Source organism: Clostridium sp. 1001275B_160808_H3 (genome assembly GCF_015550425.1).
Lineage (GTDB): Bacteria > Bacillota > Clostridia > Clostridiales > Clostridiaceae > Clostridium.
On sequence record NZ_JADNAT010000006.1, the window covers coordinates 1 to 22,864 of the forward strand.

Here is a 22,864-nt window from a genome sequence, read left to right on the forward strand (position 1 = left end):
CCCCTGTTCAATACAGAAATCATCTTCTTTGTGCATAACCCTTTTTTTATAATGTCCTTGACATAGGTATCAGTTTATTTCGCGAGCCCCTTTATAAAAATAATAAATTAACTTTTTTAAGGCAATAAAACTTGATTGAATTTGAATAAATTTTATATTAAATAGATTTCTAGAGACTGTGCCTTTTTTTATTTAACTACGTTTTTGTATCCAGTATATGTTGCATAAAAATATCCTGCATAAATTGCTACTAAAGTAAATAAAGTAACAAAAGATGATAATCCTATGCTTGGCTTATTAAATAATACTATAAAATCATTTATAACACTAATTCCTACTATTGAGTGAACAATCGCTAAAATAAGTGGAATCATAAAATATATTATTGTTTGTTTAAATATAGTTTTATTTATCATCCTTTTAGATGCTCCAATTCTTTTAAGTGAGCTATATCTTTCTTTACTATCAGCAGCTTCAGATAGTTGTTGTAATGATAATATTGCAGCACTAGAAATTAAAAATACTATTCCTAAGTATATTGCTATAAATAAAATGACAGTTGTCATACTTTTATTCTCAGTATATATTTGATTTCTAGTATAACCTAATACAAAATCTGTATAATCATTTCTTGTATAACTTCCACTTCTAAAATCTGTAAATAAGTCTTCATATTTTTCTTCATACTTACCTTCAGAATAGTTAACATTTAAAATTGATCTTGAAGGAATTAACTCTCCCTTAAAATTATCTGGAACTATTATAGTAAATACATTTTCCGAAATTGAATCTGTATAAAATGACTCTGTAATTAAATCTGAATTTGCTATTTTATATTCCTCGCCGCTTAAAATTATAGTTTCTTCATTTTTAGCAAATTTACTTATTTCCTTAATTTTATTTTCAAAACTTGACGCAATTAAGACTTCATCTTGATTCAAATACAAATCCTTTTCACCTTTAAGAGATTTAATTTTATTATAATCAGATATTTTTATAAATTCTATTTGATTATCTCCAAACCCCTTTATATCTTCTGGACTTTTTATATAATCTTTAAGAATATCCTTTAGTTTCTCATTTGAGATATATTCGGTATATATTATATATTTTTCATCATCATTAAATTTAAAATTCAATTTGTCTAAATTTTCTTTTATATCCTTTGAATTAGATCTCTCATCTAGAAACATAAGGGCTGAAGCTGAAAATGGCGTCGTATCTTTTAAACTACTTTCTAAAGCATTTTTAAAACTAAGCCCAGTTGAAAGTGTTGTTATTGTTAAAAATAACATTAATGAAATTATCGTCATAGATACAAAGTTAGTATTAACCTTGCTACTTATTTGTCTTAAAACAAATATATTAAGTTCTTTAAAATAAGCTTTTTTATTATTTTGAATTAGATATATGCTAAATCCACCTAAACTTATAAAGAATAATAATGTTCCTACAATTCCCAATACTAAAGACATAACAAACCTACTATCTTCAGGCTTTAATCCAGCTTTTATAACTAAGTAATATGCAGCAAATAATATTATTATTGATAAAATAAATATTGTAATATTTACAATTGGGTTTTTAAATTTTACATTTTCGCTTTTTCTTGAGGCTGTCAACATATCTATTAACTTGTATTTTGATACAACAACAGTATTAAAAATCATAACTAATAAAAACATTATTCCAAAGTAAATAGTACTTTTAATCATTGCTTCAAATGAGATTATAAATTTATATTCTCTCATCCCAACATCAAATAGTTTAGCTGTAAATACTGATAATCCTTGTGAAAAAATCATTCCTAATACAAGTCCTGCTAATAATGACATTATCCCAATAATTAAAGTTTCACAAAGTAATATTTTAGAAATCTTACTTTTTCCCATCCCTAGTGTCATATAAATTCCAAGCTCTTTTTTACGTTTTTTAATTAAAAAGTTATTAGCATATATTATTAAACTTCCAAGAATAACTGATACAAATATTGAAACCATTCCTATGATTTTGCTTAAACCACTTATCGTATTTGACTGACTACTATTCATTTCAAATATAGCTTTTTGGGATTCTATTGAATTAAAACTGTAAAATATACAAACTGCAAATGTTAATGTCAAGAAATATATTGCATAATCTTTTATACTCTTTTTTACGTTGTTAAATGCTATTTTAGAATACATTTCCTGCATCACCTCCTAAAAGAGTAACCACTTCAATAATTCTATTGAAAAATTCCTTTCTGGAATCTCCTCCTCTTACAAGTTCATTGAATATCTTTCCATCTTTAATGAATAAAATTCTATGTGCATAACTTGCTGTAAATGCATCATGAGTAACCATTAATATAGTTGCTTTTAATTCTTTATTAAGAGTTTCAAATGAATCTAAAAGTAACCTTGATGATTTAGAATCTAATGCTCCTGTTGGCTCATCTGCTAATATCAATGATGGGTTAGCAACAATTGCCCTTGCTGAAGCAACTCTTTGTTTTTGTCCACCTGACATTTGATACGGATATTTACTTAATACTTCTGTTATTCCAAGATTACTTGATATATCTTTTATAAGTCCATCAATTTTATTATGACTTCTTCCTTGGATAGTTAGTGCTAATGCTATATTTTCATAAGCAGTTAAAGTATCTAAAAGATTAAAGTCTTGAAATATAAACCCTAGCTCATCCCTTCTAAATTTTTCTAATTGTTTTGATTTAAGCTTTGTGATATCCTTATCGTTTATTATTATCTTTCCTGTAGTCACAGTATCTATTGTTGAAATACAATTAAGTAGAGTTGTTTTCCCACTACCAGATGGCCCCATTATTCCAACAAATTCTCCTTTATCAACTTTAAAGCTTATATTATCAATTGCTTTAGTTACATTATCTTTGTTTCCATAATACTTTTCGATTTTCTCTACACTTAAAATATTCTTCATGTTATCCTCCATCTAATTAATTATATTAATGTTTAAAAAACTACTAATTTCATTACAATCATATTTTAACCTAATATTTATTAATTACGTATTTATCTAACTTTCATTAACCTTTCATTTTCGTAAGATTATAATAAAAAAACAACCCTCTATATATTAAAGGATTGTTTAATATTTATATCTTAACTAATCTTAAACTTCATTACTATCAATTTTATTTTGTCTTGCAACCTTTGTTTTATTGATTATTTTTCTTATAGATAGCTTTAAAATATCTCTGTAATCTTTATTTATTTTATTTTTAGTTTCATAAATTAATAAAAATATTCCTACAGTTAACGGAATGATATAATAACTTATGCGATACAACAATAAAGCTAGTAGGGCTTCTTCTTTATTTATACCAAGAGCATTCACCCCTAATATAAATGATAAATCAAATCCACCAATTCCTCCTGGCATCATACTCACAATTCCTACAGCTGAAGATACTACGTAAATTGGGAATATTTTTGATAAAGGTAATGCATTTCCTAATAGTTTTAAAATGCTAAACAATAATAGTGCCATTGCTATCCATTCTAAAATTGAGATTATCATTATTTTTATAGTCTTTATAGCATTTTTTCGCATTTCTTTAGTTCTACATCTATATAAGTTATAGATAAAAAGGATTGGTGCATAAAGTGCAGCTAATAATATGCCTATTTTTACAAATTCAATTTTCTTTAAACTTGCTATGTTTAAAATTGAATAAATGAAGCAAATTGCAGAAAATCCAGTAAAATTTAATAATACTACTTTTGAAACTTCTTTTACTAATTTTGTCTTGTCCTTAATATAAGGTGAATAAAAATGACTTTTAAGTGCTATTGCAGCTGTGCCACCAAAACCAACTATACTTGAAATAGAGCTCGCAATCCAAGAAGATTTATAAAGACTCTTGTTATCTAAAGAAATATTACATGTATCCTTGATTATAAAATCATATAACGATAATGGTAAATATGATAATAACCCTAAAATTATAATAATACTTAAGCTTATAAAAGAAAGCTTGTCTTTATATATGTAAAATGTATGTGTATCAAAATCTGAAAATAGCTTTCTGAACTGAATAAGTATTATTGTCAATATAGTAAGTATAAAAACTACTTTCATCCATACTTTTACCTTGCCTTCTGATTTAACAAACATATAAATTCTCCCTACAAAATCAATTTATACTATACATAAAAATTTATTTACTTAATCTTTATTAGTATATATCAATAATAAGGTAAATTCAAAATATTTTTATTTAATACTGGAAATTTTAAGTAAAATTATATTAAAATATTATATTCAAAATTTGAATTAATATTTAATATGTTAATTTGTGAATACTTTATAAATCAAATTTTTTTTCATCATAACCAGCAAATACTACTAAAGCAACAACAGTTAAAACATCTTTAATCTTTCTCATAAAAAAATCATCTCCTAATATCAATTTATAAATTTATTATATTATTTATTTTTCCTTTGTAGTATTTATGTATATTACGAAATGCTTTCAATTATGTAACCTTTTTTATTTTCTATAAAAAAATCATCTTTTTAAGTAAAGGATAGTTTAATTTTATCTTTTACTACTTAAAAAGATGACTTTATAATTTCCATATTTTTTATTTTTTTAATTTTCTATAATAAGTATTTTCTAATGGCAATTTAGTTCTAAATTCACCATCTAATTTATAGTATGCTCCTTGCATTGCTGGTGCAGCTGGAACAACAACAATTTCTCCAACTCCTTTTGCTCCATATGCTAAGCTAGATTTATTTTTTTCAATTAAGATAGTTTCTATTTCTGGAACTCCTGTTGATCTAAATAATCCTAATGTTCCAAATTTAGCTAATGGAACTCCATCTTTTAATGGATAATCTTCTGTTAATGCATATCCAAGCCCCATGACTACTCCACCTTCAATTTGTCCTTCTACAGCTATAGGATTTACAGCTCTTCCAATATCGTGAGCTGCAACTACTTTTAGTACCTTACCATTATCATCTAAAACTACTACTTGAGTTGCATAACCATAAGCAACATGACTTACCGGATTTGGCTTTGTACTTCCCATTGGATCTGTATCTGAAACATACTCACCATAAAATTCTTCACCCTCTAGTTCCTCTAAAGACTTATTCTCTAAAGCTGCCTTTAGCTTTAAAGAAGCTGCTCTTGTTGCTTCTCCTGTAAATACAGTTTGTCTTGAAGCTGTTGTTGTTCCTGAGTTTGGTGTAGTAAAAGTATCTGGATTATCTACTAAAACTTGATTTGGTTTTATTCCTGTAGTTTCACAAAGAATTTGTGTTGCTATTGTACCAACGCCTTGTCCAATGCAAGCTGCTGATGTTCTTATGACAGCCTTTCCATCTTTAATTACTATTCTACATCTACCTGTATCAGGAATACCTACACCTAATCCAGCATTTTTAAATGCACAGGATATACCTACATTTTTATTATTTTCAAAAGCATCTTTTACAGCTTCTAAAGTTTCTACTAATGCTGTTCCTTCATCAGCAATTTGTCCATTTGGCAATACTTGACCTGGCCTAATTGCATTTTTATATCTAAACTCCCATGGTGAAATTCCTACAAGCTCTGCAAGCTTATTTATATTACATTCATTTGCAAATGCTGATTGAGTAACTCCAAATCCCCTAAATGCTCCTGCTGGAGGATTATTTGTATATACTGCAATACCTTCTATTTCTACATTTTGATAGTTATATGGCCCAGCTGCATGAGTACAAGCTCTTTGTAATACCGGTCCACCTAATGATGCATAAGCTCCTGTGTCAGAAATTATTCTTGCTTTCATTCCTGTTAAAATTCCATTTTCATCACAAGCTGTAGTAAATTCCATTTCCATAGCATGTCTCTTTGGATGTATTATTATACTTTCTTTTCTACTTAAAGCAACTTTCACTGGTTTCTTTGTATAATAAGTTAAAAGTGCTGCATGATGTTGTACACTCATATCTTCCTTACCACCAAATCCTCCTCCTACAAGCATGCTTTTAATTCTTAATTGGCTTGGATCTAAGTTTAAAAGCTTTCCTATTTCACGAAGCTCATCATAAACCCCTTGTCCACCTGTATATACTGTTAGAATTCCATCTTCATAATTAGCAACTGCACATTCTGGTTCTAAAAAAGCATGTTCAGTTGGTGGAGTGCTATACTTTTCTGTTACAACATATTTTGAATTTTTTATTGCTTCATCTGCATCTCCTCTTTTTAAATATTGTCTACTTAATATATTTCCACTTTCATGAACTTTAGGAGCATCATCTTTCATTCCCATTTCTGGATTTATTACAGGTGAAAGTTCTTCGTAATCAACTTCTATAAGGTTTAATGCTTCTTTTAATATCTTCTTATCTTTTGCTGCTACTAAAGCAACAGCATCTCCTAAATATCTAGTTTCTTCTCCTATATCTATCATAGCTGGCCAATCTTGAACTAAATGACCTATAAATCTATCCCCTGGTATATCTTTTGCAGTTAAAACAGCATAAACACCATCCAGTGCTTTTGCCTTTGATGTATCTATATTTTTAACTAAGGCTCTTGGATATTTTGATCTTAATGCAGATCCATAAAGCATTTCATCAAAATATAAATCATCTGCATATTTACCAATTCCTAAAGTCTTAACTTCAGCATCAATTCTAGGTAAATTTTCTCCCACTAATCCTTTACAATATACTTTAGGTACTTCTTCATTATTTCTTAAAAGTTCTGCAACTAAATTAATTGCTTTTATAATTTTTACATATCCAGTACATCTACAAATATTCCCTTTAAGAGCAATTTTTATTTCATCTTCAGTAGGATTTAAATTTGTATCAAGCAGTCCTTTTGCACTTATAACCATTCCTGGAATACAAAATCCACATTGTACTGCTCCACATTTACCAAAGGCATAAGCAAAAACATCTCTTTCTCTTTCACTAATTCCTTCAACAGTAATTACTTCTTTATTTTCCAATCTACTTAATTTTTGAATACATGCTCTTTGCGCTACTCCATCAATTAATACCATACAAGCACCACAAGCACCTTCTGCACAACCATTTTTTACAGATGTCAATTGTGCTATATCTCTTAAATAATCAAGTAAACCCATATCTTCATTTACTGATACACTTTTACCATTGAGCTTAAAACTATACATTTAATTTGCTCCTCCCAATTATCAAAATAATAATTTTAATGTTTTATAAATAAAAAATCTTTTTGATAACTTATTATACGTAATTTTTTAATTCTTCTTCTTTTAAAGCATCTATTTCATCAATATAATAAGGATAATCTTTTAAAATCGTTTCAGCAGTAATTTCTAATTTACTCTTGTTTTCTTTTGAATTAACTGTATATATATATTCTTTTCCATCTTCTCTTAATAAGAATTTATCTTCTCCAATTCTTAATAATCCAGTATTCTTTGAATTATTATATTCTTCTAAATTCTTATAAATAGTTGGTTTCTTAAGATATGGGAAGCCTCCTTTTGGACAGAACATATGGCAGTTACCACATTCATTACACATATTTTCAATATGTGCTATTTGATAATTAGCTGAAAGCTCTTCAACAGGTACTCTCAAATTAGCTCTATTTGGACATATGTCAACACAAATTCCACAACTCTTTAAACAATCAAATGTCTCTAGCTTATCTTCTAAAATTTTACCATTACCTTTATTTTTATAATTAGTGTCATTCTTTGCCTTATCTGCTAATTCATTTAAAGCCTCAATATTTAATCCTTCAGGTGCATGTCCTGCTTTTTTCATTTCATTTAATACACCAATATTATTTGCGTAGCCTTTGGGTTGCAAAAATAACGTTGCTATTGTAATAGGCGCAATTCCAGTATTAAAAACATCTAATGCATTATTTTTATCTATTCCTCCTGATATGGACATATTTATGTCCTTAAACTCACTTGCAATATTTTTAGCTACATTTATTGCTATTGGATATAGTGGCTTTCCAGACATATACATAGCCTCACCTGGCATAATATTTCTATTATTAACTACTGGCAATGTGTTAGTTAATTTAACTCCAAATGTCACATTATTATCTTTTCCTATTTGTAGTAACTTAGATATTATTTCTTTAGCCATATCAAATTGTAAATCGTGTTCAAAGTCTTCTCTTTTTAACTCGATATCATTGTATCCTAAATCATCTAATATTTTTCTTACAGCATCATATCCTAATAATGTAGAATTACATTTTAATAATGTATTTATCTTTTTATTTGATAATAAGTGAGTTGCTATATCTAAAATCTCACTTGCTTTACATCCATGCATTGTTGAAAGTGTAATTATATTTGTAATCTTTGAACTTATCTTATCTATATCTTCTAATTTAAATCTTTTAAAATTATTTATATTTTTCTTTAATACTTCTATACATTCTTTAAAAGCCTTAGTATCTTTTGATTCTTTAAGATCATCAATAAAATCAGAAATCTTTTTTGATTGAATTCCTTTAAGATCATATCCTACACTTATATTAAGTATAAAATCTTTTACATCAGACAATCCAAGCTCAATTCCCATTACTTGTAATAATACAGAAGCTTTAATATACTCATCTTTTGCTTCTTCAACTGTTAATTCTGTAGACCATTCTACATTGTATCCTACATTTTTAACATCAATACAAGGTCTTGCTATCATTTCTTGCATTTCTTTTCCATCTACTATTTGAACAGTCTTAGGTTCAAAATATCTACATCCTGTTAGATAAGCTGCTAAAAAATTTTGAGTTAATTGTGTATGGGGACCAGCTGCAGGCCCTACTGGAAATCTTAAGTACTCACCACAAAAATTCATTTCTATACTATTATCAATATCTCTATAAAAATCCTTTTCTTCTATTCCAAATATTTTTCCTTTTGTATAATAATCTTTAAGAGTTATCTCAAGAATTTTTTCAAAAGACATTACTTTCATTACATCGCTCATAATTGTTCCACCTTTCTTAAAACAAATTTAATATGAATTCCCATCACTATAAATTTTAATTATTAATAAATTTTGATATAAGTTTACTTACTCTATCACTTCTATTAAAGTTAATACGAACTTTTCTATTCCCATATACATAAAAAACTTATTAAACATATAATTAAGAACTCTTACATTTGATCCCATAACTTTTGAGCTATTTTTCTTGAATCTGCAAATATTTTTTCTTCATCTATATTTACTAATTCTCTATTTTTCATAACAACTTTTCCATTTATAATAGTTGTTATTACAGATCTTCCTGTAAATCCAAAAAGCATATGACCATTTATATTACTTGCATTCATAGGAGTTAGAGGATTATAATCAACTATAATCACATCTCCATAAGCTCCTTCTTTTAATATTCCAAGATCTTTATTAAAGAATCTATTTGCTATATTTCTATTATTTTCAAATAACAACTTAAATGTTTCATTAAAAGCTACACTTGGATGACATCTATTATGTCGTTGTATTATAGGGAAAACCTTCATTGATTCAAACATATCGCTAGTATATCCATCAGTTCCCATTCCTATATTTATACCTTTATTTATCATTTCTAATACTGGAGAACATCCAACTGCATTTCCCATATTAGACTCTGGATTATTAACTACATTTGTATTAGTATATTTTAATAATTCCATTTCCCTATCATTTATATGGACACAATGAACTGCTAAAGTTTTTTCGCCTAATATATTGAAATCATAAAGCCTTTCGATGACTCTTTTTCCACTATGTCTTAAAGCCTCATGTAAATCTGATATTCCCTCTGCAGCATGAATATGAAATCCTGAATTTAAGCCTTGAATTTCTTTAGCACATTTTTCTAAAGTTTTATTACTTAATGTAAAAGACGCATGAAGCCCAAATAGGCCTTTTATCATATCACTTGAATCATTACTAGCATACTTAATAAAGTTTACGTTTTCATTAATCCCCTCTTCGGCTATTTTATATCCATCTCTATCTGATACTTCGTAACATAATGAAGTTCTAATCCCAAGTTCCTTAGCTACATCCCCTATAGTAAACAAACTATTTTCTATACTCATAGGGCTTGCATGATGATCAAAGACAGTTGTAACTCCATTTTTAATACAATCAATATATGTTGTATATGCACTATATTTTGTATCCTCAAGGGTCAATTTTTTATCTAACTTCCACCAAAGTCTTTCTAGTATTTCATTAAAATTTTGTGCAGGACTTTCTTTTGCATCCATGCCCCTAGCAAAAGCACTATATATATGATGATGTGTATTTATTAATCCTGGCATTATAACCTTACCTTTAGCATCAATAAGTTCAAAATCCTTATATTTAGCTCTTAAGCTTTCAAAATCTCCAACTTCAATAATTAAATTTTCTTTTATAGCAACAGCTCCATTATCTATAATGGGGTTATCAATATCCTGGGTTATAACTATACCATTACCAATTAAAATCATCTATTATCCCTCCAGTATAATATAATCAAAATTATACTTAGCATTATCCATGCCAAGCTTTATTAATTAAAGCTCTTAATTTAATTTTATTTTAATTATTTTTATAAAATTACTTATGGTAACAATACTTTAATTAAAAGTTATAAATAAGTTATATTGTTTCTATTTATTAGATATTCAAAATTTATAACTAATAAAATTTATCTTTATTATCAATTTAGTAATTGTAATTATCATTTTAAGAATAAAATAAATCTACTTTTCAAATATTATGTTCTAAGCTTTATAGCTTTTAAGTTTCCTGCACATAAAAAATAGCCTCTAAAATTTATACTATTAAAGTATATATTTTAGAAACTATCTTAAAATTTCTGCAACTTGAACTCAATTATTTTTATACCTCTTTACTATATAGTGTCATAAAAAAGAATAATATTTTGAGGCAAAATTTTGAAAGTTCGCCCTTATTGTGATACTAAATTCAAAAATATTTATATACTTTTTAATAAATCAGCTAATATCAACTGCATAAATTGCAATAAGAAATTTCCTAAAAAACTAAAATATAAAATACTCTAAATTATATTATGAGTGTTTTACGAATATTATTATATTCATTTTTTACAAACCAAATAAATTTTTACTTAGATAAACTTACTAAAACTCCAAAACTACCAACAGCTTTCTTTGTATTTATATCAGGTTTATGGGGATGTTTCGTTAATGGTTTATCTCCATTATGGTCAAAATATAAGTGATAGTTAATATATTTAATAACTATCACTTATATTTTTAAATTTATTCAATCTTTTAATTTATTATACATAAAATCTATCTTTTCTCTTATTTCTTTATTTTTCAACCTAATATTTTTAATTAATTTATATACTAATATTATAATCCCAAACAGTAAAAACAAATTAATAACGGTTGCAATAATAGTTGCATAATTTATCTCAATAATGCTGTTCATATAATTTCTCCTTTCTTTATAATACCAACTCTCTTAAATCGCTAACACTCGTTAAATAATAACTTGAATTTTCTTTCATAAACTCAATTATTTCTGGTATTACATGAGACCATCCTGCACTAGCAAAATCTACATTGCAAGCTTTTGCCATATCTAATCCTGGTTTTAAATCATCTACTACTAATATATCTTCATTATTTAAATTAAATATTCTCATAGTTTCCTGAATTGAAAAAGGATTTGGTTTTCTTTTATCCTCTTCAAGATCCCAGCCAAATATTTTATCTGGAATAATTCCACAATTAATCTTATAATCTCTTTCAATTTGTTTGCTTTCCGAATGAGAAGCAACACAAATTATTCCACCTAAATTTTTAAATTCATTTATTAATTCTGAAAAGCCAGGATAAAAATCTGGAATCTTTGATTTTGTATATCTAGTCCATACTTTATATTGATATTCTTGTTCTTCTTTACTAAACTTTAATACATCTCTACATAGCTCAGAAAATCCAGGACTAAAACAATTATAAACAAATTCTTCGAAAGTTAATAATTTTTCATTTGGTCTTAGTGCTTTAAGCGCCTTAATAAAGGATGGATAATGTATATTTGGAGTACTCATAGTAACTGTATCATCATGATCTAAAATTAAACATTTATATTTCATTAACAGAAACCCACCTTAAAGATTATTCATTTTACATGTCCTAAATAAAAAGCTAATTATTCAAATACTATACTTATTATAAAAAATAAAGTATTTCTCTATAAATCAAAAATAGAATAAACATTATAACTTGCAATATTTCAACTCTTTCTATATAAAGTAGCTAACCCTATTCCAAGTTTTTTAGCTGCCATAGATTTTCCTTTAGTATCATGTCCGCATTTTTCTAAAGCATAATTTATATATTTTTTTTCTAATTCATCTAATGTTATTAAATCTCCATCTATAATTTTATCTAAATAATTTACATTATTTTTGTTATAATAATCTATTATATAATCAGGAAGAATACTACAAGTTATTATATTATCTTCATCTACTAAATTTATCATGAATTCCAAAGCATTTTGTAATTCTCGTATATTTCCTTCCCATGGATAATTTTTTAGTTTTTCTATAACATCATCTTTAATATAAATTTTTTCTAAACTATAAGTTGAACAATATTTATCTATAAAATTTAAGGCTAACTCTTTTATATCTTCCTTTCTCTCTGAAAGATTAGGAATTTCGATAGGTATTACATTTATTCTATAATAAAGATCTTCTCTAAACCTTTTTTCTTTAATCATTTTTCTTATATCTTTATTAGTTGCAGCTATTACCCTTATATCTAAATTTATCATTTGGTTAGATCCTATCTTTGCAAATTTCCTTTCCTGAAGAACTCTAAGAAGCTTTACTTGTAATGCTAAAGGCATGTCTCCAATTTCATCTAAAAATATTATTCCTCCATTAGCAAGCTCAAACTTACCTATTCTACCACTATTACTTGCTCCACTAAATGCACCTTTTGCATAACCAAATAATTCACTTTCAAGTAAAGCTTCTGGTATAGCTGCACAATTTATAGCTATAAATGGCTTATTACTTCTGTTGCTTTGTGAATGTATAGCTCTAGCTATAACTTCCTTCCCTGTCCCACTTTCTCCTGTTATAAGCACTGATGAGCTTGAATTTGCTATTTTCACAATTTTTCTTTTAATATTTTTCATTGCCTCTGATTCACCAATTATAGATTTTAATTTTATTTCTCCCCATACATTATTTTCATTTATATTATTGCATTTATCCTTTTTACAAATTTTATTTAATATAATAATATTTTTATAATTATATGAATCTAAATCAATTTCTAATAATTCTCCTATACCATCGTAATCAATCCCTTTGGCTCTTATCCCAATTTTATTATTTTCTGCACCATTACTTCTAAATATTTCTATTTTTTCTAAGTCACTACTTTGAATATTTAAGGCTTTTCTTACGTAATTGTTTGCATAAATTACTTTGTCGTTAGAATTTAAAATTACAATTCCATCGCTTATTTTGTTAGCTATGTCTTCAATAAATTTTTCTTCCATGCTATCACCTTTTGTAATATATTATTGATTATCATATTCTCTCTCAATATTATGTTACCATTTTTTCCTTAGCCTTACAATTATTATAATCATCAAAAAAGAAGCTTCGAATCATAAAATAACCTTATTATAAGCTTATTTTATATCTAATGCTCCCTTTTAATTAGTTTATTTATTATTTATTCTACTCATATATATTGTAGGAATTAATGCATACATAGCTGCTGACTTTACTATTTCACTCTTCCAAGTTCTTTCATTCGGTGCATGAGCTTGATCTTCATGTCCTGGTCCAAAACCTATACATGGAATGCCATACCTACCCATTATAGAAACACCATTAGTTGAAAATGTCCATTTATCCACGATTGGTTCTACCTTAAACAAACTCCTATATGCTTCTATAAGTGTCTGGCATACCTCATGTTCTTCCTGTATAACCCAAGTTGGAAAATATGCTTGTGTTTCATAAGAAAGCCCTGTATAAGATTCCTTATTATAATTATACATAGATACTTGTGCTTGTGCCTTTTTAACCGAAGGCAAATCTTTAATTTGATTTATTGCAAATTGATAAGTTTCTCCGTCTGTTAATCTTCTATCTATAGAAATACTACATCCATCTGCCACAGCACATCTTGAAGGTGATGAATAAAATATTTCTGATACAGTTAATGTTCCTTTACCAAGAAAATCATTATCCATAAGTTCACTACCTAAATTTTTTAATTCATTTAAAATTGGAGCCATCTTAAATATCGCATTTTCTCCTCTTTCTGGAGCTGATCCATGACAACTTATTCCATTAGTACTAACCTTTATTTCAACTCTTCCTCTATGACCTCTATTGATATTACATGAAGTAGGCTCTGTAATCACTACAAATTCTGGTCTTATGTTATCTTCATTAATTATATATTGCCAGCAAAGTCCATCACAATCTTCTTCTTGAATAGTACATGCTATAAGTAAAGTATAGTCATTTTCTAAGTTTAGATCTTTAATTATTTTTCCTGCATAAACCATGGCTACTAATCCACCGCCCTGATCACTTGCTCCTCTTCCTAAAATTAGCTCTGCATCTTCATCACCTTCGTATGGATTATAATTCCAGAGACTTGGATCTCCTACCCCTACAGTATCAACATGTCCATCCATAGCAATTAAATGATTTCCTGTTCCAATATAAGCTAAAATATTACCCATTGGATCTATTTCTATCCTATCGAAGCCAACCTTTTCCATTTCCTTTTTTATTCTCATTATTTTACGTTCCTCATTACAACTTTCACAAGGTATAGCTATTATTTCTCTTAAAAAGTCACTCATATCTTCCTTGTATTTTTCTGCACATTTCATGACTTCTTCAGATATAAATCTATAATCCATATTGGTTCCCTCCACCGTAATCTCTAAATATATATCTAATTATTTATCTATAAAGCATATTTTGTGCCAAAACTTTCTTATAAGATTTTATTAAAACAAGCAAATTCCATAATAAATTTATTAATATTATTTAAGCAGTTATCAAAATAATAATTTATATCATTTTGATAACTGCTTTTTATTTTTATTACACTAAAATGAATTTCTTATAGTCCTCTATATTATCAATATCTTGCAAAAATAACTCATTTTCTATATCTATATATTTCACTTTACTTTTATTATTTTTTATTACTTCTCGTCCCCCAATATCTCCCTCTAATAACTCTAAATCACGTTTCAAACATTTAGGGAAAATAACTGGACTGCCAGTCTTATCTTTTACTCTTGGTACTATTATTTTATCTTCACAATTTAAAGATTCAGTTATTAATTTATTTATAGACATACTATCTATAAAGGGCTGGTCTCCACAAAAAAACATAAAATCTTTATTTAAGTCTGCCCTAGATAATCCTAGTTTTATTGATTGACTTTGTCCATAAATAGCAAATTCATTTTTTATTACTTGTATTTCTTCTCTAATTCCTAATTCGATAACATTATCTTCCCTTGCAACTAAAATTATATTAGAAATATCACTTTTCTTGATTTCACCTATAACTTTTTCTAATATTGCCTTTTCTCCAATATTCATTAATAATTTATTTTTTCCCATTCTTCTACTAAATCCAGCTGCTAAAATTATTCCATTCATTTACCCCACACCTTTATTCTTAGGTAAGCGCTTCCATATAATAAGCTTAATTCAGTTTATTAAAAAACTATATATATATTATATTTTTGCAAATAAATTTTCTACTGCTTTTCTAGCTTCAAAAACAGTTTTTTCTTCATCTATTGTAGTAAGCTTACCATCTTTTACAACTATTTTCCCAGCTATTATAGTATAATCTACAGGTGATTTACATCCTACTGTACCTAGTATTGATTTTGGATCATATTCTGCACCTATAAATTCTATTCTATTAGAATTTATCATGAATAAATCAGCAGCTTTTCCAACTGCAAGTTCTCCTATATCTTTCCTACCAAGAACTCTAGCACTTCCTTTTGTAGCTAGTTTTAATATATCATACCCTGTTGGTGCTTTATTACTCCAATTTAATCTATGAAGTAAGTAACAAATTCTAAGTTCTTCTAAAAGGTTTGAACCATCATTACTTGCACTTCCATCAACAGCTAATCCTACAGGAACGCCTAAATTTACCATTTCTGGAATCCTTGCTATTCCTGATGATAATTTCATATTAGAAATCGGGCAATGTGCCACTCCAGTTTGAGTCTTTGCTAAAACTTTAAGTTCATCAGTATTAAAGTGAATTCCATGTGCATACCATACATCATTACCAATCCAATTAAGAGTTTCCATATATTCAAGAGGTCTCATATTGAATCTTTCAATAGTATATTTTTCTTCATCTTTTGTCTCTGCTAAATGTGTATGAAGTCTTACATTATATTTTCTAGCTAAAGCTGCACTTTCTTTCATAAGTTCAGCTGTAACATTAAATGGGGCACATGGTGCTAAAGCAACTTGTCTCATCGAAAATTCATTTGCATCATGGTATTTTTTTATTATTCTTTCAGAATCATATAAAATCTTATCCATTTTTTGAACAACAGAATCTGGTGGTAATCCTCCATCTTTCTTGCTTAAATCCATACTTCCTCTTGATGCATGGAATCTAATTCCCAAATCTTTAGCTGATTTAAATTGTTCATCAATAAGCGTTTCTTCAGCTTTTTCTGGAAAAAGATAATGATGATCAAAGCAAGTTGTACATCCATACTTCATTAATTCTCCCATGCCAACTAAAGCACTATATCTTACTGATTCAGAAACTACACCTTTCCAAATTTCATATAATGTAGTTAACCAATCAAAAAGTTCCATGTTTTGAACTTGAGGTAAATTTCTAGTAAAGGTTTGAAAAAGATGATGATGGCTATTTATAAGTCCTGGATACACATACATATCCTTTGCATCAATTACCTCATTTGCCTCATATACATCTTTTCCTATATATTTTATAACTCCATCTTCAATATATAAATTTACATTTTCAAATAAATTATCTTTCTCGTCACATGTTACTAAAGCTTTTATATTTTTTATAAATAAGGTATTTTTCACAATAATCCCTCCAAACTTTATAAATTAACTAGCTTTAATTAGCTTATATTTTCTTTATTCTTCTAAAGATTTTTTTGTTGCATTAAATATTTTTTGATATCCTGTACAACGACATAAATGTCCTGAAATTTCTCTCTTGATTTCTTCATCAGTAAACTTTTTACCACTATTTACAAGTGAAGTAGTTGTAAGAACTAATCCAGGAGTACAAAAACCACATTGAACAGCGCCCTCTTCTATATATGCTTTTTGTACCTTCGAAAGTTCTCCATTTTTTTCTACTCCCTCTACTGTTAAAATTTCTTTTCCATCTGCCCATACAGCCATATATATACATGAATCTATTGGAACACCGTCAACTAATACTGTACAAGCTCCGCATTCTCCAACAGAACACCCTCTCTTAACTCCTGTATAATGTAACCTCTCTCTTAATACATCTAATAAAGTTTCTCTTATATCCACTTCTATACTATGCTTTTTTTCATTAATTGTAAGAATTATTTTTTTCATAAAGTCATTACTCATTAACTACACCTCCAGCCCTTTTAATTACCTCTAAAATTCCTCTCTTGGTTAATTCTTTTATCAAATGTTCTCTGAAATCTTTTGAACCTCTCCATGAATTTCTTGGTTTTGCATCTAGTAATGCTTTTTCTGATATTTCTATTATATTTTTCATATTTACTTCTATACCTTTTGCAAATTCTTCTCCCTTTGAGCATCTTATTGGAGTTGGTGCTGCTACCCCTAATGATATTCTTAAATCCTTAAATTTATTATTTTCAATAGCTCCAACTACAGATACTCCAAGCATTGCAATATCCATAGCTTTTCGATTACTAAATTTTATATAGTTACCTTTATATCCTTTATAGTCTTCTTTTTTTATTATAATCTTTACTAATATTTCATCTCGAAGGATATTTACTTTACCTGGCCCTAAATAAAATTCTCTTATTGGTACTATTCTTTCTTCATTTTTTCTTCTTAGTAAAAGCTGTGCATTTAATGCAAATAATGTTGTTGCGCTATCTGCTGAAACTGCACCATTACATACATTTCCACCTATGGTAGCCATATTTCTAACTTGTGGTCCACCCATTGATACTGCCGCCTCTGATAATACATATATATTTTCATTTATTATTTCATTTCTAAATATATCTGTAAAAGAAGCCATAGCACCTATTTCTATATCTTCGTTATCGTTGAATTTTATTACTTTTAGCTCTTTTATATTTCTTATACTTAAAAGTTCAATTCCAAGCATATCTCCATGATGCAATTTTATTAATACATCCGTTCCACCAGCTATAATTTTTATATTTTCTTTATTATCTAAAATATCTAAAGCTTCTTCTATAGTTTTAGGTTCGTAAATATTACTTATATCAAACATTTCTTCTTCCTCCTTATATTAGTCCAAGTTCTTTAAATTTCTCAAAAACTGACTGAGGATTCATTGGAATTTTATTAAAGGCAACTCCTGTTGCATCTAATACAGCATTACGTATTGCTGGTGCTGGTGATATTGTTGTATTTTCACCAAGAGACTTTTGACCAAATCCAGCTGCTGGTTCAAACTTCTCTACAAATGCAGAACCTATATTAGGCGTATCCATTATTGTCTGTAATTTATAATCAAGTAAATTATTATTTAATGCTTTTCCTGTTCTTTCATCAAATAACATTTGTTCTGAAAGTGCATATCCTAATGACATACTAACTCCACCGTGTACTTGTCCTTCTGCCAATTTATGATTCATTATTATTCCTGAATCATGTACATTATAAATTTCTAATACTTCTATTTGTCCAGTTTTCATATCTACTTCCACTTCTGTAAAAGTTGTACCATATGCTATTGCATTACTTCTAACATTTACAGATGTATCACTTGTTATAGGTGCAGATTTTATCCTGTCATAGAATGATTCCATAGCTATTTCTTCTAATGAACAAATAACTCTACCTAATTCTTTCTCAATAATATTGCAATTTTCCATATCTAATGCTTCTTTATCTAACCCACATTTATCACTTGCAAATTGTAATACTTTGTCTTTAACCTCTAATGCAGCTTTCTTAACAGCTGCACCTGATACAAATGTTTGTCTTGATGCATAAGATCCTGTATCAAAAGGCGTTATATCAGTATCTTGATTACTTATAACATGCACCATATCTAAAGGAAGTCCTAACACTTCTGCTACCATTTGACCAAATACTGTATCACTACCTTGTCCTATTTCTGTAGCCCCAATTTGTAATTGAACTGAACCATCTTGATTCATAACTATTCTTGCTCCTGCAGCTTCTAATGAAACTGGATGTGTTCCGCTAAAATAGCTAAAGCATGCCATTCCTAGCCCCCTTCTTTTGTCCCCAGTTTGATTCTTATAAAGTTCCTTCTTTTCATTCCATTTAATTAATTCTTTTCCTTTTTGAATACATTCAGGAAGTGCAAAAGCTCTAGCAATATTTTTACTAACTGGTTCTACATACCCTTCAGTTATTAAATTATTCAATCTAAATTCTATTGGATCTATATTAAGTTTTCTTGCTATATCTTCAACATGACTTTCAAGAGCAAAAAACATTTGTGGTGCTCCATATCCTCTCATTGCACCAGCAACTGGTAAATTTGTATAAACTGTCTTTGGACTATATTTAATCGAATTAAAATTATATAATGGTCTGAATTTTCCCCCAGAACTCATAGTTACTGAATGTCCATGAGACGCATATGCTCCATTATTCACCAAATTATCTATAGATGTTCCAAGTAGCTTACCTTCTTTTGAAACTGCAGTTTTAAATTTAAATTTCATAGCATGTCTTGTTCTACTATCTATAAAACTTTCTTCTCTATTTAATGCATATCTAACTGGTTTCCCATTTACTGCTAAACTCATTGCTACTGTTAGAGGTTCCAAAACTACATCTTGTTTATTTCCAAAACCTCCTCCAACATACGGCTTTATTACTCTTATCTTTCCCCAAGGGATACCAAATGCCTGTCCTACAACTCTTCTTACTATATGGGGTATTTGTGTAGATGAAACAACTATAATTCTTCCTTCACCATCTCGATATGCATATGCACTATGGTTCTCCATTTGGCAATGTTGTACTATGCTCGTTTCATAAACACCTTCAAAAATACTATCTGCATTTTTAAAATCTTCATCTACATTTCCTGATTCTGAGCCCATTTGACTTAAAATATTATCAGGCCTTTCTTCATGTATAACTGGTGCACCTTCTTTTATTGCATCTTCAGGATTTATAATATGAGGCAAAACTTCATATTCAACCTTAATAAGTTTTAATGCTCTCTCTGCAATGACTTCATCTTTTGCTACAACTGCTGCCACAGCATCTCCAACAAATCTTGCCTTATCTGTTAGTATAAGTCTATCTTCAATATCTCTATGGCTAGCCTCTAAGGACCAAGGATGACCTGCTGTAGAAAACTTTATTTTTGGCAAATCTTTATAAGTTATTATAGCTTCTACACCATCTATTTTTTTTGCTTCACTCACATCTATATCTTTTATTCTTGCATGAGCATAAGGGCTTCTTAGTACCTTTCCAATAAGCATATCCCTTTCAAAAAAATCATCAACATACTTTGCCTTTCCTGTAACTTTAGCAACTGCATCAATTCTGTTTACATTGCTTCCTATTACTTTATAAGTCATTTTACACCTCCAAAAATACTATTTGTAACTGTTTACAGAAGTAGATTATTTAATATAATATTACTTTTGTAATATACTGTCAATAATCACTTTTTATGTTTATATAATAAGAGTAAAAATCTTTTAATAACTTTTTATTCTTACTTACTATTTTAATAATTTATATTCATCAATTTTTCTATATAATGTTGCTATACCAATTCCTAATTTTTTGGCAATCATTTTCTTATCCTCTGTTGTTGTACCATAAATGTCTAATGCTTTTTTTATTTCAATTTCCTCTAATTCTTTAAGAGTAATAATTTCACTTCTATCTGATATTCTTTCAATTTTTTCACATAGTAAAATATTCTTAGGAATTACATCCTTATCTATTATTCCATCTACACCTATCATATTAACTATAAACTCTATTGTATTTTCTAGTTCTCTAACATTACCTGGCCAAGAATATCTATAAAAAGCCTTCTTTACTTCTTCTGTCATTACTATATTCTCAAAACTCTTATCTAACAAATTTGTGTATTTATTAATAAAAAACTTTATCAGTGACTCAATATCATCTATTCTTTCTCTTAATGGAGGAATTTCAAAAGGTATTACATTTAATCTATAATATAAGTCCTCTCTAAATTTATTTTCTTTTATCAATTCCTTCAAATTTTTATTTGTTGCTGCAATCACCCGTACATCTATGTCAATTTCTTTATTTGAACCAACTCTTGTTATTTTTCTCTCTTGAAGCACTCTTAATAGCTTTGTCTGAAGATAAATAGGCATATCACCAATTTCATCCAAAAAAATTGTTCCCTTATTTGCAAGTTCAAATTTTCCAATTTTGCCCATAGGATCTGCACCAGTAAATGCACCTTTAACGTATCCAAATAATTCACTTTCTAGTAGAGTGTCTGGAATAGCTCCGCAATTTATTGCAACAAATGCTTTTGCTTTTCTATTTCCTTCATTATGTATAGCTCTTGCAAATACTTCTTTGCCAGTCCCGCTTTCCCCTGTTACTAATACAGTTGAAGTTGATAAAGCTATTTTTTTTACTTTTCTTTTCAAGTCCTGCATTATCTTAGTTTGTCCTAAAATATTTTCCGTTTTTATTACATTTTTTATATTAGTATATTCTGATATATCATCTCTAAACCCTTTATAATCCCTAAATATGAAAATCTTATCGAATTGATTGTCATTTATCTCCATAGGAAAAATATTACCTATAAACTGAAAGACTTGATTTCCAATAGATACTTTATATATCTCCATCTGAAATAAGATATCTCCAGTAGGCTCAATAGATACTTTGGATATAAAAAAATTATCAACATGCTTAATTAATTCTACCCCTTTTGAATTTATATGTGTTACTTTATCATTTTTATTTAATACCATTACCCCTTGATCCATTTTATCTATAATCAAATTTAATGATTTTACTACTACATCTTCTCTTTTTCTTTGAAGATTTTCATAGGCTGCTGTACTTATAAATTCAGCTATTTGCTCCATAAAAGCTTTATAATTTTCAAATCTTGCAAGTATTTGATCTTTTTGCTCTTTACTAAAACAAACTAAGCCTATAACGCCAATGATTCTTCCTTGAAACTTTATTGGTGTACTCATTTCAAATAGTTCTTCACATTTTCCTCTTTTTATACAACTACTACAAATAATATCTTTTCCAGGCTCGGTTATAGCTTTAAATTCTCCAGACTTTAAAACTTCCCTATATGCATAGCCTTGCTTTGATATATCATTATCTATTCTATTTCTATAAGCTCCTGTTGCTGCAATTCTTATTAAATTTTCGTCGACTACTTCTACGTCAACCATTAATATTTTTTCAACTATATTAACATATTTCATTACAGCACCTTGAATTTCTTTCAATATAGACGACATATCCAAACACCTCTTTTAGCTTTTTTATATAACCATGTAGTTTACTTATATATATTTATAGCAATTTTTATGCCACTATCTTACTGATTATTAAATTGTAGTAGTTTAACCATGT

At 28.0% G+C, this 22,864-nt stretch carries 17 protein-coding genes; 1 reads left to right on the top strand and 16 read right to left on the bottom strand.

Going from position 1 to position 22,864, the window contains the following annotated elements; all coding sequences use genetic code 11:
- Positions 1–188: 188 nt before the first annotated feature.
- The 6 genes from I2A75_RS05900 to ssnA form a co-directional block, all read right to left on the bottom strand.
- Positions 189–2,186 (bottom strand): FtsX-like permease family protein, encoded by a 1,998-nt coding sequence (locus I2A75_RS05900; RefSeq protein WP_195263556.1) that lies wholly within the window; start codon positions 2,184–2,186, stop codon positions 189–191.
- Positions 2,176–2,943: an ABC transporter ATP-binding protein gene (locus tag I2A75_RS05905; protein WP_195263557.1), complete on the bottom strand. Its 768-nt coding sequence runs from the start codon at positions 2,941–2,943 to the stop codon at positions 2,176–2,178. Before I2A75_RS05905 ends, I2A75_RS05900 begins: the two co-directional genes overlap by 11 nt.
- A 192-nt stretch (positions 2,944–3,135) precedes the next feature.
- Positions 3,136–4,140, bottom strand: a complete 1,005-nt coding sequence (locus I2A75_RS05910) for a lysylphosphatidylglycerol synthase domain-containing protein (protein ID WP_195263558.1) — start codon at positions 4,138–4,140, stop codon at positions 3,136–3,138.
- A gap of 470 nt (positions 4,141–4,610) precedes the next feature.
- The gene (xdh, locus tag I2A75_RS05915) at positions 4,611–7,169 is read right to left on the bottom strand and encodes a selenium-dependent xanthine dehydrogenase (RefSeq protein ID WP_195263559.1); all 2,559 of its coding nucleotides are present in this window, start codon (positions 7,167–7,169) and stop codon (positions 4,611–4,613) included.
- 73 nt (positions 7,170–7,242) lie between these two features.
- Positions 7,243–8,979, bottom strand: a complete 1,737-nt coding sequence (locus I2A75_RS05920; RefSeq protein ID WP_195263560.1) for a hypothetical protein — start codon at positions 8,977–8,979, stop codon at positions 7,243–7,245.
- Between the two features lie 173 nt (positions 8,980–9,152).
- Positions 9,153–10,481, bottom strand: coding sequence for a putative aminohydrolase SsnA (gene ssnA / locus I2A75_RS05925; RefSeq protein WP_195263561.1), 1,329 nt, complete (start codon positions 10,479–10,481; stop codon positions 9,153–9,155).
- Between the two features lie 587 nt (positions 10,482–11,068).
- On the opposite strand from ssnA, the gene I2A75_RS17860 reads away from it, so the two are divergent.
- Positions 11,069–11,239 (top strand): hypothetical protein, encoded by a 171-nt coding sequence (locus I2A75_RS17860; RefSeq protein ID WP_207733768.1) that lies wholly within the window; start codon positions 11,069–11,071, stop codon positions 11,237–11,239.
- 44 nt (positions 11,240–11,283) lie between these two features.
- Here I2A75_RS17860 and I2A75_RS05935 read toward each other — a convergent pair whose 3' ends face one another.
- The 10 genes from I2A75_RS05935 to I2A75_RS05980 all read right to left on the bottom strand — a co-directional run bounded on the left by I2A75_RS05935 (position 11,284) and on the right by I2A75_RS05980 (position 22,749).
- Positions 11,284–11,454 carry a hypothetical protein gene (locus I2A75_RS05935; RefSeq protein ID WP_195263704.1) on the bottom strand — a complete coding sequence of 57 codons (171 nt, stop codon included), beginning with the start codon at positions 11,452–11,454 and terminating at the stop codon, positions 11,284–11,286.
- Positions 11,455–11,470: 16 nt separating this feature from the next.
- Positions 11,471–12,124, bottom strand: coding sequence for an HAD hydrolase-like protein (locus I2A75_RS05940; protein WP_195263563.1), 654 nt, complete (start codon positions 12,122–12,124; stop codon positions 11,471–11,473).
- 140 nt (positions 12,125–12,264) lie between these two features.
- The gene (locus I2A75_RS05945; protein WP_195263564.1) at positions 12,265–13,548 is read right to left on the bottom strand and encodes a sigma-54 dependent transcriptional regulator; all 1,284 of its coding nucleotides are present in this window, start codon (positions 13,546–13,548) and stop codon (positions 12,265–12,267) included.
- 168 nt (positions 13,549–13,716) lie between these two features.
- Entirely contained in the window at positions 13,717–14,937 is a 1,221-nt protein-coding gene (locus tag I2A75_RS05950) for a YgeY family selenium metabolism-linked hydrolase (RefSeq protein ID WP_195263565.1), read from the bottom strand.
- Between the two features lie 187 nt (positions 14,938–15,124).
- A complete protein-coding gene (locus tag I2A75_RS05955) occupies positions 15,125–15,694 on the bottom strand; it encodes an NTP transferase domain-containing protein (RefSeq protein WP_195263566.1) in 570 nt (189 codons plus the stop codon).
- A 78-nt stretch (positions 15,695–15,772) separates the two neighbouring features.
- Positions 15,773–17,134, bottom strand: coding sequence for an 8-oxoguanine deaminase (locus tag I2A75_RS05960; protein WP_195263567.1), 1,362 nt, complete (start codon positions 17,132–17,134; stop codon positions 15,773–15,775).
- Positions 17,135–17,188: 54 nt separating this feature from the next.
- Entirely contained in the window at positions 17,189–17,662 is a 474-nt protein-coding gene (gene xdhC / locus I2A75_RS05965) for a xanthine dehydrogenase subunit XdhC (RefSeq protein WP_195263568.1), read from the bottom strand.
- Positions 17,655–18,536, bottom strand: a complete 882-nt coding sequence (gene xdhB, locus I2A75_RS05970; protein WP_195263569.1) for a xanthine dehydrogenase FAD-binding subunit XdhB — start codon at positions 18,534–18,536, stop codon at positions 17,655–17,657. The genes xdhC and xdhB overlap by 8 nt, the downstream gene beginning before the upstream one ends.
- Positions 18,537–18,549: 13 nt before the next feature.
- The gene (xdhA, locus tag I2A75_RS05975) at positions 18,550–20,841 is read right to left on the bottom strand and encodes a xanthine dehydrogenase molybdenum-binding subunit XdhA (RefSeq protein ID WP_195263570.1); all 2,292 of its coding nucleotides are present in this window, start codon (positions 20,839–20,841) and stop codon (positions 18,550–18,552) included.
- Between the two features lie 147 nt (positions 20,842–20,988).
- On the bottom strand, positions 20,989–22,749 hold the full coding sequence (locus I2A75_RS05980; protein ID WP_195263571.1) for a sigma 54-interacting transcriptional regulator: 1,761 nt from the start codon (positions 22,747–22,749) through the stop codon (positions 20,989–20,991).
- Positions 22,750–22,864: the final 115 nt, after the last annotated feature.

What these genes read in the sequence shown, in the direction of transcription:
- I2A75_RS05900 (WP_195263556.1), bottom strand. Translation starts at nt 2,186, where the DNA reads ATGTATTCTAAAATAGCATTTAACAACGTAAAAAAGAGTATAAAAGAT.
- I2A75_RS05905 (WP_195263557.1), bottom strand. Translation starts at nt 2,943, where the DNA reads ATGAAGAATATTTTAAGTGTAGAGAAAATCGAAAAGTATTATGGAAAC.
- I2A75_RS05910 (WP_195263558.1), bottom strand. Translation starts at nt 4,140, where the DNA reads ATGTTTGTTAAATCAGAAGGCAAGGTAAAAGTATGGATGAAAGTAGTT.
- xdh (WP_195263559.1), bottom strand. Translation starts at nt 7,169, where the DNA reads ATGTATAGTTTTAAGCTCAATGGTAAAAGTGTATCAGTAAATGAAGAT.
- I2A75_RS05920 (WP_195263560.1), bottom strand. Translation starts at nt 8,979, where the DNA reads ATGAGCGATGTAATGAAAGTAATGTCTTTTGAAAAAATTCTTGAGATA.
- ssnA (WP_195263561.1), bottom strand. Translation starts at nt 10,481, where the DNA reads ATGATTTTAATTGGTAATGGTATAGTTATAACCCAGGATATTGATAAC.
- I2A75_RS17860 (WP_207733768.1), top strand. Translation starts at nt 11,069, where the DNA reads ATGAGTGTTTTACGAATATTATTATATTCATTTTTTACAAACCAAATA.
- I2A75_RS05935 (WP_195263704.1), bottom strand. Translation starts at nt 11,454, where the DNA reads ATGAACAGCATTATTGAGATAAATTATGCAACTATTATTGCAACCGTT.
- I2A75_RS05940 (WP_195263563.1), bottom strand. Translation starts at nt 12,124, where the DNA reads ATGAAATATAAATGTTTAATTTTAGATCATGATGATACAGTTACTATG.
- I2A75_RS05945 (WP_195263564.1), bottom strand. Translation starts at nt 13,548, where the DNA reads ATGGAAGAAAAATTTATTGAAGACATAGCTAACAAAATAAGCGATGGA.
- I2A75_RS05950 (WP_195263565.1), bottom strand. Translation starts at nt 14,937, where the DNA reads ATGGATTATAGATTTATATCTGAAGAAGTCATGAAATGTGCAGAAAAA.
- I2A75_RS05955 (WP_195263566.1), bottom strand. Translation starts at nt 15,694, where the DNA reads ATGAATGGAATAATTTTAGCAGCTGGATTTAGTAGAAGAATGGGAAAA.
- xdhC (WP_195263568.1), bottom strand. Translation starts at nt 17,662, where the DNA reads ATGAGTAATGACTTTATGAAAAAAATAATTCTTACAATTAATGAAAAA.
- xdhB (WP_195263569.1), bottom strand. Translation starts at nt 18,536, where the DNA reads ATGTTTGATATAAGTAATATTTACGAACCTAAAACTATAGAAGAAGCT.
- xdhA (WP_195263570.1), bottom strand. Translation starts at nt 20,841, where the DNA reads ATGACTTATAAAGTAATAGGAAGCAATGTAAACAGAATTGATGCAGTT.
- I2A75_RS05980 (WP_195263571.1), bottom strand. Translation starts at nt 22,749, where the DNA reads ATGTCGTCTATATTGAAAGAAATTCAAGGTGCTGTAATGAAATATGTT.